The sequence below is a fragment of the Janthinobacterium sp. GMG2 genome (assembly GCF_033949445.1).
GTDB classification, from domain to species: Bacteria; Pseudomonadota; Gammaproteobacteria; order Burkholderiales; family Burkholderiaceae_D; genus Janthinobacterium; species Janthinobacterium aestuarii.
The window spans coordinates 106,789-121,535 of sequence record NZ_JAXAWA010000004.1 but is presented as its reverse complement, the minus strand read 5'-3'; the positions used below and the strand labels follow the sequence as shown (position 1 = coordinate 121,535).

Genomic DNA, 14,747 nt, shown 5'->3' with positions numbered 1-14,747 from the left:
GACACTTGTACAGAAATGGCACTAGGAGACTAAAAGTCAACTAGACAACTACATAGAATCACGGCAAGAATATGAGTGTCAACAGAACTCAGCATGCGTATGGCGTACATACAACATGTGAAAAACGGAGGCGGCTGAGATGGGACGGCCTCTCCCCGCTAGACGGGAGGCCGCGCGGTGTCAGTTGGCCAGCGGCAGCCTGATTTGTATATGACAGCCGGGAGTGCAGTCGATGGCGCACACCTGGCCGCCCAGTTGCTGCACGATGGTGTAGACGATGTGCATGCCCAGGCCGGAGCCGCCCTGGCCACGCTTGGTGGTGAAAAACGGTTCAAACATGTGTTCGCGCACGGCCGGCGCCAGGCCGATGCCGTCGTCGGAAAAGTCCAGCAGCAGCCAGCGCGCATCGGCGCCATCGCCGTCCGCCTCGATGCGCGCGCGTATCGTGATGCGGCCCGGGCCGCCCTGCGGATAGCCGTGGCGCGCGCTGTTCATTAAGAGGTTCGAAAGGATTTGAGACAGCTTGCCGGCCGCCAGGCGCACTTGGCAATCGGGGGCGATATCGAGTTCCACGCCCAGCGCCGCCTTGCGCAGTTCCGGGCTGTGCGCCGACACCAGGCCGTGCACATAGTCGTGCAGCGCCAGGTCGGCCACGTATTCGCTGACCTGGTCCACGGCCAGCTGCTTGAAATTGCCGATCAGGTCGGCGGCGCGCGCCAGGTTGCGTTCGATCAGGGCGGCCGCGCCTTTCAGGGATTCGGCAATGTCGATCAGTTCGGCGCGGCTGACCTTGGCGCCGCCCAGCAGTTGCACCAGCTGGTCGGCATAGCTGCCCATGCTCGACGCCGCCGTCAGCGCCACGCCGATCGGCGTGTTGACTTCATGCGAGACACCGGCCACGAGCGAACCGAGGGCCGCCATCTGTTCCTGCTCGATCAGGTTCGCCTGCGCCGCCACCAGCGACTCGGTGCGCACGCGCACGATTTCTTCCAGCTGCTGGGTGCGCTCCTGGTGCTGCAGCTCGGCCGCGCCGCGCGCCGAGAAGATCGACAGCAGCAGCAAGGCCAGCAAGCGCTTGTTTTCATCGATGGGACGCGTATCGATGGCCGACAGGATGCCCAGGGTCTTGCCATCGGTATCGATCAGCGGCATGCCGACATAGCTTTCCGCATGCATGTCGACCAGGAGGGTATCAAGTGGAAAGCGACGCTGGATATCGCTGCCGTGAAAACACATGCTCTGGCAGGTCACGTCCTGGCAAGGCGTGTGCTGCAGGCTGTATTCGATATTCGGCTGATAGTCGCCGCCACCCCACAGGGCCAGGGTGCGGATGCCTTCGCTGCCATCGTCCATGCGCACCAGCCGACCGGCAATCACATAGTGCACGTCGAGCGCTTCGGCCAGATCCTTGACGAGGATACGCAGGAAATCGTCGCCCCGGGCGTGCGCCGTCGACGCGGTGATCGAGCGCAGGGCCGCCTCCGCCAGGGTGCGCCGCTGCTCGGGATCGAACAGGGGTTCTTGCGAATTCACATCAAACAACGGAATACTCATGAATGCTCCTGCGCAGCACGGAAAGCGCAGGCAAAGCTGCCGGCGCGGCGATCCTCAGCAAAGGTCCGGGTCAACGGACTTGCCGCGATTGTACCCCTGGCTATTGTTTAATAATACAGATACACAGGAATTTTTTATAACCAGCCGGAACGCTTGAACAAGTAATACATATAACCGCAGACACAGCTCATCACTGCCACGGCGGCCGGATAACCATAATGCCAGTCCAGTTCCGGCATGAACTTGAAATTCATGCCCCAGATGCCGGCAAACGCGGTAAATACGGCGAAAATAGCGGCCCAGGCCGCCAACTGCTTGTTCACTTCGCTCTCATCGATGGCCACCATCGACAGATTCACCTGGATCGCCGTGCTGATCGTGTCGCGGATGGTGTCGAGCGTGCCGTTGATGCGCGCCAGATGGTCATGCACGTCGCGGAAATACTCCTGTGTATCGTGGCACAGCGGCGGCACCCTTCCGCCGTGCAGCTTGCCCACCGCTTCCATCAGGGGCGCGACCACGTGGCGCAAGACCATGACCTTGCGTTTCAATTGATACAGCCGTTCGATATTGTCGCGCTCGGTGCCACGGTCGAAGATGCGATCCTCGATCAATTCCAGTTCCGATTCGAGCGCGTCGAGCACGGGAAAGTACCGGTCGACGACGGCGTCCATCAACGCGTACAGCACGAAGGCCGAACCCTGGCGCAGCAGATGCGGCTCGCGCTCGGCGCGCGCGCGCACGCCGAGGAAACCTTGCGAGCTGTTGCTGCGCGACGAGAGCACGTAATTGGCGCCGACAAAAATGTCGACTTCGCCCAGCACCAGTTCGTTCTCGACCATTTCCACGGTTTTCACGACAGCGAACAGGGAGTCGCCATATTCCTCGATCTTCGGCCGCTGGTGGCCCCGCTGCGCGTCTTCCACCGCCAGTTCGTGCAGGCAAAACTCGTGCTGCATCTGTTTCAGCTCGTCCGGCGTGGCGTCGAGCAGGGCGACCCAGACGAAACAATCGGGGCGCTCGACGTAATCGCTGATATCGTCGATCGGCAAGTCGGCCAGTTTTTTGCCATCCTGGTAGGCCACGCAGTTAATCAGCATACAGTTTCCACAATAAAGTTAAAACCGGACGAAACAGTCCGGCAGGCGCTAGCTTACCTTATCGCCTGCTGTGGGTGTTGTGGCGTGCGAGGAACGCCAGGAGGGGAAGCGGACGGGGCGGAGCCCCGTCCAGACGGCAATCAGTCGTCCTTGGCGCCGTCGATGCCCAGTTCGGAGATCTTGCGGGTGATGGTGTTGCGGCCGATGCCCAGGCGCACGGCAGCGTCGTTCTTGCGCCCGTGCGTATGCTTGAGCGCCGTCTTGATCAGGGCCGACTCGAACTGGCGCCCCAGCACGGCCATGACTTCCTGTTGCCCCGCGCCCAGCATGCCGGCCGCCTGCAATTCCAGCAAGCCGATCCAGCCCGGCGGCGCGCCGTTGGCGGGCGCGACGGCTTCAAAGACCTGGCCGCCGTGCGGGTGGGCAACGGCTGCTGGCGCAGCTTCGCCCGCCGCCGCAGTGGCCGCGCTATCGCCCTGCCCCTGCGTCAATTCCAGCGGCAAATCCTTGATTTCCACCGTCTGGCCCGGCGCCATGACGGTGATCCAGTTGCACAGATTTTCCAGCTGGCGCACATTGCCGGGCAAATCGAGGCTGCTCAAGAACTGCATCGTCGGTTCGCTCATGCGTTTGGCTTCGACGCCCAGCTGGCGTGCGCTTTGCACCAGAAAGTGGCGCACCAGGATGGGGATATCCTCGCGCCGCTCCCTCAAACTGGGCAGGCGCAAACGGATCACGTTCAGGCGGTGATACAAGTCTTCGCGGAACAGGCCGTCGCGCACGCGCTGCTCGAGGTTCTGGTGCGTGGCCGTAATGACGCGCACGTTCGCCTTCATCGGCTGATGGCCGCCGACGCGATAGAAATGGCCGTCGGACAACACGCGCAGCAAACGCGTCTGCAGGTCGAACGGCATGTCGCCGATTTCATCGAGGAACAAGGTGCCGTTCTCGGCCTGCTCGAAGCGGCCCCGGCGCGTCGTCTGCGCGCCCGTAAAGGCGCCGCGTTCGTGGCCGAACAGTTCGGATTCGAGCAAATCCTTCGGTATCGCCGCCGTGTTGAGGGCAATGAACGGCTGCGCCGCGCGCGGGCTGTGCTTGTGCAGCGCGCGCGCCACAAGCTCCTTGCCGGAACCGGATTCGCCCGTGATCAGCACCGTCACGTTCGATTGCGACAACCGGCCGATGGCGCGGAAGACTTCCTGCATGGCCGGCGCCTGGCCGAGGATTTCCGGGGTTTCGGACGGGCCCGATTCAACGCTCGTTTCGCGCAGGCTCTCTTCCAGCGCGCGCCGGATCAGCTCGACAGCCTTGTCGATATCGAAGGGCTTGGCCAGGTATTCGAAGGCGCCGCCCTGGAAGGCCGCGACGGCCGAATCGAGGTCGGAAAAGGCCGTGATGATGATGACCGGCAAGCCGGGAAAGCGCGACTTGACCGTCTGCAGCAATTCCAGGCCGGACGCGCCCGGCATGCGGATATCGGACACGAGCACTTGCGGCGTGTCAAATTCCAGCGCGGCGATGGCGTCGCGCGCATTGGCAAAACTCTTGGTGGCGAGATTTTCCCGCGCCAGGGCTTTTTCCAGCACCCAGCGGATTGATTCGTCGTCGTCAACTATCCAGATTGGCTTCATTAGTGTGTGCGTCCCGCAATGGATTTCATGGGTGGGATACCTCCTCGCTTATGGCAAGGGTAGAACGATCCTGAAATCGGTGTATCCAGGCCGGCTTTCGCACTCGATCACGCCCAGGTGCTGTTGCACGAAGGTTTGCGCCAAGGTCAGCCCCAGCCCGCTGCCGCCTTCCCTGCCCGACACCAGCGGGTAGAAAATCCGGTCGCGGATCTGGGGTGCGATGCCCGGTCCATTGTCAATGATATGCAAGTCTAATGCCAGGTTGTAGCGGACCTTGGCCAGGGTCACTTGGCGCGCCACGCGCGTCTTGAAAATGAGCTCCGCATCGCCCGCCTCGATACGTTCTGCCAGCGCTTGCGCCGCGTTGTGCGCGATGTTGAGCACGGTCTGTATCAGCTGCTCCTTGTCGCCGCGAAACTCGGGAATCGAAGCATCGTAATCGCGCGAAATGGTCAGGCCGCTGGGGAACTCGGCCAGGATCAGGCTGCGTACCCTTTCGCACACTTCGTGGATATTCACGTCGCCGACGATATGCGGGCGGCGGTGCGGCGCCAGCAAACGGTCGACCAGGGTTTGCAGGCGGTCCGCTTCCTTGATGATGACTTGCGTGTACTCGCGCAGCTCGCTCAGGTGCAGGGCCGGCAATTCCAGCTCCAGCAGCTGGGCCGCGCCGCGGATGCCGCCCAGCGGGTTCTTGATTTCATGCGCCAGGTTGCGGATCAGCTCCTTGTTGACCTGGCTCTGGTCGAGGATGCGCTCCTCGCGGTCAAGTTTGAGCTGCTGCACGTTTTCGCGCAGCTCGATCAGCACGCCGTCGCGCGGCGCGTCGAGCGCACTGATGATGCTGTGCACGCGCAGCGGCTCGCGCCCCAGGCGCTCCAGAGTCAGGTCCTGGCGCAAGTCGGAAAATTTATGTTCGAGCGCCTGCGCGCAAATGCCGGCCAGCTCGTCGGGATTCAAGAACAGCGCCGTCAGCTTTTGCCGCGACAGGGCCTTCAACGAGCTTTCCAGCAAGTTTTCCGCCGCCGCGTTGGCATAGCTGATGCGGCCGTCGCCGTCGAGCAGGATCACGGCCGAAGCGAGCAAATCAAGGCCGGCCAGATGGGCCGGGCGGCTGGAATGGTTGTCTAGTGTCATGTGCTTTACCGAATATTCGCGATCTCGCGTTTCAGGGCCTCGACGTTCTGCTGTGTCCGGCTAATGTTGTCCTTCAACTGCGCCACTCGTTCCTGGTATTTCGCGTAATTGCGCTCATTGCCCTGGCGCTCAGGCTGGCCGCCGTTGAACTCCAGGCGCTGCGCCGCCAGCTTCTGCTCTTCGCTGCGCAATTCGTCCTGCAGGATCTGGCGCCGGTCCAGGTCGCGCGCGCGCTGCTCGGCGCCATCGACCTTGGGAAACGCGCCTGCGGCAGGTGCTGCCGTGGCCGCCGCCTGCGTGGCGGGCCGGGACGGCGCGCCGGCCAGCGGCGCCGTCTTGCGTGGCGGCTCCGTCATGGCGCCCGGCAAATCGAGCAGCTGGCAATGCGCGCCAGCCCGCTTGTCCGTGTACGTCTTGTGTCCTTGCGCATCGGCGCACACATACAGCTGCCCGTGCGCCTGTGCTGCCGCGCCCAGCAATCCTGCCATCAGCGCCATTCTGTAATGCTTGGTCAATCTCTACTCCTGTCGGCGCGTGCCGCATCGTTCCTGGGCCGACTATACAACAACGCACTGTGGCGCCATAACAAAAAACGCGGGCAAGACCATCGCCTCACCCGCGTTTTTTTATTCACTACCGGCACATTGCCGGCGTGGCGCCATTACAGCGAGTAGTACATGTCGAACTCGGCAGGATGCGTGGTCATGCGCATGCGCTGTACGTCCTGCATTTTCAGTTCCAGGTAAGCATCGATCATCGAATCGCTGAATACGCCACCACGGGTCAGGAACTCGCGGTCCTTGTCCAGTGCGTCCAGGGCTTCTTCCAGCGAAGCGCACACGGTCGGGATCAGTGCGTCTTCTTCCGGCGGCAGATGGTACAGATCTTTCGAGGCGGCTTCGCCCGGATGGATCTTGTTGGCAACGCCGTCCAGGCCAGCCATCAGCAGTGCGGCGAAGCACAGGTACGGGTTCGCCAGTGGATCCGGGAAGCGCGCTTCGACGCGGCGGCCTTTTGGATTGGCCACGTGCGGGATACGGATCGAGGCGGAACGGTTTTTCGCCGAGTACGCCAGTTTCACTGGAGCTTCGTAGCCTGGTACCAGACGCTTGTACGAGTTGGTGCCTGGGTTGGTGATCGCGTTCAATGCCTTGGCGTGCTTGATGATGCCGCCGATGTAGTACAGGGCGAAATCGGACAGGCCGGCATAGCCGTCGCCAGCGAACAGGTTTTTGCCATCTTTCCATACGGATTGATGCACGTGCATGCCCGAACCGTTGTCGCCAACGATAGGTTTCGGCATGAAGGTGGCGGTCTTGCCATAGCTGTGCGCCACGTTCCACACTACGTATTTCAGGTTTTGCGTCCAGTCGGCGCGCTCGACCAGGGTCGAGAACTTGGTGCCGATTTCATTCTGGCCGGCGCCGGCCACTTCGTGATGATGTACCTCAACCGGGATGCCCAGCGATTCCAGAATCAGACACATTTCCGAACGCATGTCCTGGAAGCTGTCCACTGGTGGCACGGGGAAATAGCCGCCCTTGACGGTAGGACGGTGGCCGCTGTTGCCGCCTTCGATGTCCTTGCCGGTCGACCACGAACCTTCGTCCGAACCGATCTTGACGAAGCAGCCCGACATGTCGATCTTCCAGCGCACGCTGTCGAAGATGAAGAATTCTGGCTCAGGGCCGAAGTAGGCGGTGTCGCCCATGCCCGACGATTTCAGGTAGGCTTCGGCGCGTTTCGCGATCGAGCGCGGGTCGCGGTCGTAGCCCTTGCCGTCCGACGGTTCGATCACGTCGCACTGCATGAACAGGGTCGTTTCTTCCATGAACGGGTCGATATTGGCCGTGTTTGGATCCGGCAGCAAGATCATGTCGGACGCTTCAATGCCTTTCCAGCCAGCGATCGAAGAACCGTCAAAGGCGTGGCCCGATTCAAATTTGTCCATGTCGAAGTGCGACACGGGAACCGTCACGTGCTGCTCTTTACCACGGGTATCAGCAAAGCGGAAATCAACGAATTTGACTTCGTTTTCTTCTACCATCTTCAAGACTTCTGCGGCTGTCATTGCCATGCGTATCTCCTAAATGAATGTGGGGTGAGCCGACCTTAGTGCGTCTGGGCTGATGAAGCGAAGCAAACATTGCGTGCCACCAAAACTCATAAGGATCATAGCAGATTCCATGCCAGCCTCTGGTGGGATGTCGCCGCCAAGGTCAAAACCCGGCCATGCCAGTGAAAGTTTTCCTGCCCGCGATTTTCATGCTGGGTTTGCGTCAAATCAAGAATGCACTATGCAAGTGCAAAAAACGAATAACGCACCATTATTGTGCATTTTGCGCCAATTCCTGAAAAATGCCTTGTTATGGTGCATGCGCCATGCACCGTGATTTCCCGTTTGCGGGGCGCCGACGGCGCACTATAATCGACCACACCTGCCCACTTTCATCGAGGACGCCATGACCACCGCCGCCGACATCCTGACCACCGCCCGTAGCCGGGCCAATGAAGGTACGCCGTATGCCGGCGCCGTCACGCCGCAGGAAGCGTATGACTTGCTGCAGGGCGATCCCGCCGTCAAGCTCATCGATGTGCGCACGAATGCCGAGCGCGACTGGGTGGGGCGGGTCGATATCGCCGATACCCAGCATGGTGCGGTGCAGTGGGCCACCTACCCCGGTGGCGTGCCGAATCCCGACTTTCTCGCGCAACTGGCCGCCCAGGCCGGCAAAGACGAGGTGCTGCTGTTCCTGTGCCGCTCCGGCGTGCGTTCGCGCCACGCGGCCAAACTGGCGACCGAACACGGCTACCTGCACTGCTTCGACATCCTCGAAGGCTTCGAGGGCGACAAGGATGCAGACGGCCACCGCAAGCAGATCGGCGGCTGGTGCAAGGCGGGACTGCCGTGGCTGGGCGCCTGACGCTGGCCACATCACTATCTGAACAGTGTTTGATCTGGCGGGCCACCCTGCGGTCCGCTATCGGCTACAACCATCCATGCGCGCCCGATTTTTTTCAACTACGGCGCAAATTCTCCTTGCGAATATGTACCTTATATAGTACAACGTAGAGGTGCGTCATGGATGCTTCCGGCTTGCGGCAGATTACCCTGCTGTTCTATGCGAACGGCAATGGCGGCGAACCCGTGCGCGACTGGCTCAAATCGCTGCCCATCGAAGAGCGCCATGTGATCGGACAAGACTTGATGCATGCGCAATGGCGCTGGCCCGTGGGCATGCCCCTGTGCCGCCATCTGGGGCAAGGATTGTCGGAAGTACGCAGCAGCCTGCCCGGCAACCGCATCGCGCGCGTGCTGATCTGCCATCACGGCGATTGCCTGGTGGCGCTGCACGGCTTTATCAAGAAAACCCGCGCCACGCCCGATGACGATCTGGCGCTGGCCCGCAAACGCTACAAGGAACTGACATGAACGCCACCGCTCCCCACCTCGGCAGCAGTCTCGACGACTTCCTCAAGGAAGAAGGCATTTTCGAGCAAACGCAAAACCGTGCCATCAAGGAAGTGATCGCCTGGCAACTGACGCAGGCGATGCAGGAACAAGCGATGTCGAAGACGCGCATGGCGGCCCTGCTGCAGACGAGCCGCTCGCAGCTCGACCGCCTGCTCGACCCCAGCAGCGACGTAACCCTGTCGACCCTGGAGCGAGCCGCCGCGCTGGTTGGACGCAAGCTGTCGATCACCCTCATTTAGTACGCCTATCAAAACCTACTACGCGTCGTAATTTGCGGTCTGCGATGCTCACTGTACCTTCGTACAGCTGCGCTTCTCAACCACAACTTCCTTCCGCTCGCTACGGTTTTGTTAGGCGTTGTTAAGCGAGTTAATCGCTCAGGCCGGCTCGCCCACCTCAGCGGCAGGGTGCTCGCCCATCAGGGACAGAATGCGCTTGCGCACGAAATTGATGTGGCTGCGCAAGCCATACAGGCCATCGGCAAACGACAGGGGAATCGAGATCTGGTTGACCATTTCCTCGATCTGATCGAGCCGCTTCAATTGCGCCGCATACACTTGCGCGCGCTGCTCTGGCGGCACGTCCTCCAGCGCCTGCTCGACCGTGCGCAACTGGCCATACCAGCGGTACACGCGCGAGCGGATGCGCCATACATACAGCGGCGGCACCACGCGCGACAGGGGCAGGATCAAGGCACCGAGCGCCACCACCAGCACCCACATACGGTCAAAGAAATTGGCCAGCCAGAAACTCATATAGCGCTGCAGCACTGGCGCGCCATCCTTGTAAAATTTCAGCGCTTCCGGTGCCACGGGAATTTCCGTGTACCGCGCGGACGGGAACTGCCCCTGCTGCTGGAACCAGCCCGTGCCGCCATGGATACGGGCCGCCGCCTGCACGAACAGGTCAACGAGGGCCGGATGCAAGTCTTCGCGCGCGACTAAGGTGGCCGTCGGCGCGATCAGATGATAATCCTGCGCAGGAATGTTCTGCCCCAGGTCGACTATGCCGCGCGGCAAGACGACATGCGTGAGGAAAGGCAAACGCCGCGTGTACGCCTCCGCTTGTGAAAAATCAAACAGCTTGATGCCCGGCGTTTGCAGCAGCATCTGGATCAGCGGCGCTTCCGGGGCCGAACTGAACACGAGGCCATCGATGCGCCCTTCCAGCAGCTCCACGGTGGCAGGCGTGTTTTGCAAGTCGCTCACCGTCAGCTCGTTCGCCTCCACGCCATTGACGGACAGCAACTGCCGGAACAGGCCGGGCACGCCCGTGCCTTCCGGTCCCAGGTTGATCTTCATGCCCTTCAATTGCGCCAGCTCCGTCACCGCCTTGTCTTCGCGCATGAAGAGCCAGACGGGTTCCGTAAACAGGCTGCCCAGGGAAATGAGGCCGTGGCGCTCGGCATCCTCGTGCTCCGTCGAGCCGCTTTGCACGAAAGCGATATCGGTCTTGCCACTATTTAAGCGCTGCAGGTTGTCCTGCGAACCCAGCGACGGCTGCAAGGTCACCTTGATGCCGTGCTTGGCCAGGGTGGCCACATATTTTTTTCCGAACTCTTCATACGCGCTGTTATCCTGCCCCGTCGACAGGCTTACCTGGCGCGGCGGCGCCGGGTCGACCAGCCAGTAAGCGAGCGCGCAAAATGCGCCGACGAGCAGCAAGGTGGGACCGGCGGTAGCGAGGAAATCGCGCACGGAAAAGCGGCTGAACGCGAGGATTTTGGACATGTGGTGGCGCATAGGTTTCATGGGTGGCTACGATGCCAAGAAAAGCTCAACTATGCAAGGCACTTTCACATGCGCGGCGTGGCCAAATCCGCTACAGTGCAAGATCGACCACCTGCCCTCTGGAGCCCCGCATGCTGAAAATTCTTGGAAAAGCCGCCTCGATCAATGTCCGCAAGGTCCTGTGGACATGCGATGAACTCGACTTGCCGTACGAACGCGAAGACTGGGGCAGCGGCTTTCGCGGCACGGACGACCCGGCTTTCCTGGCCTTGAACCCGAACGCCATGGTGCCCGTGCTGCTCGATGGCGACCTGGTGCTGTGGGAATCGAACACGATATGCCGCTACCTGTGCGCCCAGGCGGGCCGCGACGACTTGCTGCCAAGCACGCCCCGCGCCCGCGCGGAAGTGGAAAAATGGATGGACTGGCAGATGGGCGACCTCAACAACAGCTGGCGCTACGCCTTCATGTCGCTGGTGCGCCAGAGCCCGGCACACCAGGATGCGGCGCAGCTGGCGGCCGGCATTGCCGGCTGGAACAAGATGATGGGCGTGCTGGAACAGCAGCTGCAGCGCACGGGCGCCTTCGTCTGCGGCGAAGCATTCACCTTGGCCGACATCATGCTGGGCTTGTCCGTCAAGCGCTGGCTGATGGCCCCGATGCAGCGTCCCGGCTATCCTGCCATCGCCGCTTATCACGCGCGTCTGGCGGACAAGACGGCCTTGTTTTCCGGCTAAAAAAAACGCCGGCGCGAACGCCGGCGTTTTGCTACAACTGCCTGCCAGCGGCTAATTCGTGCACTGTTTCGCCACGCCTTCGGCCGGCGCAGGCGCCTCGATCAGCGGCATCAGGCTTGGCGCCAGCGACACCAGCAGTTGCACGGGCAAGGCGCTCGTGAAATCGTAGTTCTTCGATTCCGGCCCGCGCACGTACGCCGTCATGCTGCCGTAGAAGCGCTCGCCGATATTGAACACGAACGTGGCGGAACGATTCACGTAGCGCGACTCGATCAGGCGGCCGCCGGCGCCATACACGTCGAAACGCTGGTCGCCCGTACCCGTCTTGCCGCCCATGGGGATCGGCACGCCGTCGGCGCCGACAAACGCCGTCTTCGCCCGCTTGGCCGTGCCGTCCGACACCACTTCGCGAATGGCCTTGGCAACGGCGCGCGCCACGTCCGGCGACAACACTTGCTCCGCTTCCACCTTGCTGCCCCGCTTGACCATCGTGTCATACGGCGTATTGGCCGCGAAATGCATGGAATCGATGCGCACGCTCGGTTTGCGCACACCATCGTTGATGATGATGCCCATCAACTCGGCCAGCGCGGCGGGACGGTCGGCCGACGCGCCCAAGGTCGTCGCATACGACGGCACGAGCGAGTCGAACGGATAACCCATCTTCTTCCACTGGCGGTGGATTTCCAGGAAACCTTCCACTTCCAGCAAGTTGGCGATGCGACGGTCCTGCGCATGCTTGCGGTGCGTATTGAACAGCCATTTATACACTTCCTGGCGTTCCTTCTCGCTGGCCGCCACCATCTGCGACAGTGTCGAGCCTTCGTGCTGGCGCAGGTACGCCACCATCCACAGTTCCAGCGGATGCACGTTGGCCAGGTAGCCGCGGTCGGCCAGCGACCAGTTTTCCATCGCGTACTGCTGGTACATCTTGGCCACGCGCTCGGGCGGCACTTCGTTTTGCGACGTCAGGTTGGCGTTGAGGAAATCGCCGAATTCCGCGACAGTCCCCTTCGGATTGACGGTGCGGAAGATATTGGCCAGGCGCACTGGTGTCGGGCGGATGCTGGCCAGCAGGATTTTTTCCTGCTCGTCGACGCTCTTGCCACGGTACTTCTGGTAGAAGCGGTGCAGGAACTCGCGCCCTTCCTTGTCGGCAAAACGGCTCAGGTACTGGGCCCGGCGCGGATCGTCGGCGTCCGCCAGCAGCGAGGCCGAGGAGTCGGGGCGCGAAAACATGTAGTAGCGGGCCACGTCGCGCATCAGGCGCACGAACACCAGGTTGGTCGACTGGCGCAGCGCCTGCTGCACCGTCATGATGCGGCTGTCGTCGAGCTTGGAGAAGTTGCCGAAATGGTGCAAGCCGCCGCCCGTGAAGAAGCCTTCGCCCGGGTTGCCCGAATATTTGCGCTCCATGGCGGCCGCCAGCATGGTAGGCAGGTTGCGCGCCTCGCCGAGCGCCAACGGTTTCAGATAGGCAATCGCCCACTGCGACAGCATGTCCTTCGGATCGACGGCGATCTTGCCCAGCTCGGCGGCGCCCATGCCGCTGTAGCGCTGGTGCAGCTGGTCGATGATGTCCATATACGTGACCAGGGTGCGCAGCTTGGCCGTGGAACCGAGGTCCAGCTTGGCGCCCTCGTTGATGTCGAGCGGCTGGTCGTAGTTATCGGTCTGCACGCGCAGCAAGTTGGCCTGGTCGCCCTTTTGCAGCAAGGTAAAGCTGTAGACGACATTGGCCGGGTCGCCATTGCCCAGCATGCCCTTGCCCGTCAGGCCGGCCGCCTTCGCCACTTCCGGGTCGCGCAGCTCGCGCAAGACCTTGGTGACGGCGTTTTGCGCCTGCGCGTCGAGCGTGCTGACCACTTTCAGGTCCAGGCGGTCGAGGTTGTACAGGCGCGGATCGCCGAGCATGCTGGCCAGGTGATTGCGCACGGCATTCGAGGCCTTGCGCGTGACAAACGAGGTCGACGCTTCCGATTGCACGCCCGAGGCCGTCGACGGACGCAGCTTTTCGGCGATGGCCGCATCGCGCAGCTGCGGCGAAATCACGCCCGCTTGCGCCAGCAGACGCAGATGGCTGTTGGTCAATTCTTCCAGGTCGGCACCGCCGGCCACCAGGTAATGCGAAGGACGGCGCTGCGCGATCAGCAAACTCAGCGCCTGCTTGTAGGCCAGCGCGCTGCCCGGCTGGTCCATCTTACCTTTGAGCAAAGTTTTCACTTCGGCAAATGGACGGCCATACCAGACCCACATACCGTCGCCGATGCCGTTGACTTCGCCAAAACCGCTCTTTGCCGACAGCGGCACGGTGTTCAGGTAATTGACGACGATCTTGCGCCGCGCTTCCATGGTGTTTTCGCCATCCTGGTACGAGCGCAGGCTGGCCGAAATCATCTGCAGCAGCTTGTCCTGCATGGAACTGGTGCGGCCATCTTCCGAATGCCGGTATTTTTCGATCTGCGTGGCCAGGGTGCTGCCGCCGCCACTGCGGTGGCCGCCGAACAGGTTCAGCGCCTTGTCGAGGACAGCCTTGCTCAGGCGGTCCCATTCCACGGCCGGATTGCGCTCGGGCGTGCCCGGGTCGAGCAACTCGCGGTTTTCGATGAAGAGCAGGCTTTGCACGAGCGCGGGCGGCGCTTCGGCGAAGCCGTCGAACATGCGCTCGGGGTAGCTGGCCGCGAACAGCGGCGCGGCGCGGCAATCGAGGATGGTCAGTCCCGCGCGGTTTTTCTCGTGATACGTGGCAAAGATGCCCCGGTCGACCAGTTGCACCATCTTCGGCGACATGCGCGCCTGCGCCGTGACGGCATAGTCGCGTGCGTTCAGCTTGGTGATGAAGTCCGGCAGGCTGGCATAGCCAAGGCGCTCGTCGTAAGGCCCGTGCTGCGGATAGCGGATGGCGCCCGCCGGTGCGGGACCAGGCTCGACCTTGAACGCCAGCTGGCGGTCCAGGCGCGTGAAAAACTCCGCCTGCAGGGCCGACGTGCGCACTTCGCGCATGACGAACCACGCCACGCCGGCGATCAGCGCCAGCACGATGATGGCAAAGATGGGCCAGATGCGCGAACGGCGCTTCTTCGGCGGACTTGCCGGCGGCGGCGCCTCGGCGCCCGTGTCGGCGAGTGGATCAGAAGGGGGCCGCTCTTGCGCGGCCAAATTGACGCCTGTGTCTTTCATGGGATGCTGGGGTAAGGTTGGGTTTGGACGGCGCGGGAAATGCGGTAGCGATACCGCTCCGCGCGGGATAAGACGAGGGCCAGCCAGGGCCGGTCACAACAAAGCTTGCTTAACATGATGTCCATACCGGTGAATCAAAAAAACACGCTACTGCACAGGCAGGCGACCCCGCGCTCGACACGCAAGGCCCCTGTTCACCATTC

12 protein-coding genes are annotated in these 14,747 nt (G+C 62.0%); 4 read left to right on the top strand and 8 right to left on the bottom strand.

What is annotated here, in order from left to right; genetic code table 11:
* Positions 1-180: 180 nt before the first annotated feature.
* From SKZ59_RS16400 to glnA, 6 genes are all read right to left on the bottom strand, one after another.
* Positions 181-1,554, bottom strand: coding sequence for a GAF domain-containing sensor histidine kinase (locus tag SKZ59_RS16400; RefSeq protein WP_034760214.1), 1,374 nt, complete (start codon positions 1,552-1,554; stop codon positions 181-183).
* Between the two features lie 134 nt (positions 1,555-1,688).
* Positions 1,689-2,654, bottom strand: coding sequence for a magnesium/cobalt transporter CorA (corA, locus tag SKZ59_RS16395; protein WP_034760218.1), 966 nt, complete (start codon positions 2,652-2,654; stop codon positions 1,689-1,691).
* Positions 2,655-2,794: 140 nt separating this feature from the next.
* A complete protein-coding gene (ntrC, locus tag SKZ59_RS16390) occupies positions 2,795-4,285 on the bottom strand; it encodes a nitrogen regulation protein NR(I) (protein ID WP_034760223.1) in 1,491 nt (496 codons plus the stop codon).
* A gap of 48 nt (positions 4,286-4,333) precedes the next feature.
* Positions 4,334-5,422 (bottom strand): nitrogen regulation protein NR(II), encoded by a 1,089-nt coding sequence (gene glnL, locus SKZ59_RS16385; RefSeq protein ID WP_034760227.1) that lies wholly within the window; start codon positions 5,420-5,422, stop codon positions 4,334-4,336.
* Between the two features lie 5 nt (positions 5,423-5,427).
* Positions 5,428-5,910 carry a DUF4124 domain-containing protein gene (locus tag SKZ59_RS16380; protein ID WP_070303448.1) on the bottom strand — a complete coding sequence of 161 codons (483 nt, stop codon included), beginning with the start codon at positions 5,908-5,910 and terminating at the stop codon, positions 5,428-5,430.
* Positions 5,911-6,083: 173 nt separating this feature from the next.
* Positions 6,084-7,499 (bottom strand): type I glutamate--ammonia ligase, encoded by a 1,416-nt coding sequence (gene glnA / locus SKZ59_RS16375; protein ID WP_029496182.1) that lies wholly within the window; start codon positions 7,497-7,499, stop codon positions 6,084-6,086.
* Positions 7,500-7,884: 385 nt separating this feature from the next.
* On the opposite strand from glnA, the gene SKZ59_RS16370 reads away from it, so the two are divergent.
* The 3 genes from SKZ59_RS16370 to SKZ59_RS16360 all read left to right on the top strand — a co-directional run bounded on the left by SKZ59_RS16370 (position 7,885) and on the right by SKZ59_RS16360 (position 9,136).
* Entirely contained in the window at positions 7,885-8,346 is a 462-nt protein-coding gene (locus SKZ59_RS16370) for a rhodanese-like domain-containing protein (RefSeq protein WP_070303347.1), read from the top strand.
* 158 nt (positions 8,347-8,504) lie between these two features.
* Positions 8,505-8,855: a type II toxin-antitoxin system RelE/ParE family toxin gene (locus SKZ59_RS16365; protein WP_100875765.1), complete on the top strand. Its 351-nt coding sequence runs from the start codon at positions 8,505-8,507 to the stop codon at positions 8,853-8,855.
* Positions 8,852-9,136, top strand: coding sequence for an XRE family transcriptional regulator (locus tag SKZ59_RS16360; RefSeq protein WP_070303349.1), 285 nt, complete (start codon positions 8,852-8,854; stop codon positions 9,134-9,136). The genes SKZ59_RS16365 and SKZ59_RS16360 overlap by 4 nt, the downstream gene beginning before the upstream one ends.
* 138 nt (positions 9,137-9,274) lie before the next feature.
* On the opposite strand, the gene SKZ59_RS16355 is transcribed toward SKZ59_RS16360, so the two are convergent.
* Positions 9,275-10,627, bottom strand: a complete 1,353-nt coding sequence (locus tag SKZ59_RS16355) for a TAXI family TRAP transporter solute-binding subunit (RefSeq protein ID WP_070303449.1) — start codon at positions 10,625-10,627, stop codon at positions 9,275-9,277.
* A gap of 131 nt (positions 10,628-10,758) precedes the next feature.
* Here SKZ59_RS16355 and SKZ59_RS16350 point away from each other — a divergent pair, with 131 nt between their 5' ends.
* A complete protein-coding gene (locus tag SKZ59_RS16350; protein WP_319992358.1) occupies positions 10,759-11,364 on the top strand; it encodes a glutathione S-transferase in 606 nt (201 codons plus the stop codon).
* 51 nt (positions 11,365-11,415) lie between these two features.
* Here SKZ59_RS16350 and SKZ59_RS16345 read toward each other — a convergent pair whose 3' ends face one another.
* Positions 11,416-14,544 carry a transglycosylase domain-containing protein gene (locus SKZ59_RS16345; RefSeq protein WP_319992357.1) on the bottom strand — a complete coding sequence of 1,043 codons (3,129 nt, stop codon included), beginning with the start codon at positions 14,542-14,544 and terminating at the stop codon, positions 11,416-11,418.
* Between the last annotated feature and the right edge of the window lie 203 nt (positions 14,545-14,747).

Bases quoted from the DNA above. Each gene is read 5' to 3' on its own strand.
- SKZ59_RS16380 (WP_070303448.1), bottom strand. From the start codon at position 5,910: ATGGCAGGATTGCTGGGCGCGGCAGCACAGGCGCACGGGCAGCTGTAT.
- SKZ59_RS16360 (WP_070303349.1), top strand. From the start codon at position 8,852: ATGAACGCCACCGCTCCCCACCTCGGCAGCAGTCTCGACGACTTCCTC.
- glnA (WP_029496182.1), bottom strand. From the start codon at position 7,499: ATGGCAATGACAGCCGCAGAAGTCTTGAAGATGGTAGAAGAAAACGAA.
- corA (WP_034760218.1), bottom strand. From the start codon at position 2,654: ATGCTGATTAACTGCGTGGCCTACCAGGATGGCAAAAAACTGGCCGAC.
- SKZ59_RS16345 (WP_319992357.1), bottom strand. From the start codon at position 14,544: ATGAAAGACACAGGCGTCAATTTGGCCGCGCAAGAGCGGCCCCCTTCT.
- SKZ59_RS16365 (WP_100875765.1), top strand. From the start codon at position 8,505: ATGGATGCTTCCGGCTTGCGGCAGATTACCCTGCTGTTCTATGCGAAC.
- glnL (WP_034760227.1), bottom strand. From the start codon at position 5,422: ATGACACTAGACAACCATTCCAGCCGCCCGGCCCATCTGGCCGGCCTT.
- SKZ59_RS16400 (WP_034760214.1), bottom strand. From the start codon at position 1,554: ATGAGTATTCCGTTGTTTGATGTGAATTCGCAAGAACCCCTGTTCGAT.
- SKZ59_RS16370 (WP_070303347.1), top strand. From the start codon at position 7,885: ATGACCACCGCCGCCGACATCCTGACCACCGCCCGTAGCCGGGCCAAT.
- SKZ59_RS16350 (WP_319992358.1), top strand. From the start codon at position 10,759: ATGCTGAAAATTCTTGGAAAAGCCGCCTCGATCAATGTCCGCAAGGTC.
- SKZ59_RS16355 (WP_070303449.1), bottom strand. From the start codon at position 10,627: ATGTCCAAAATCCTCGCGTTCAGCCGCTTTTCCGTGCGCGATTTCCTC.
- ntrC (WP_034760223.1), bottom strand. From the start codon at position 4,285: ATGAAGCCAATCTGGATAGTTGACGACGACGAATCAATCCGCTGGGTG.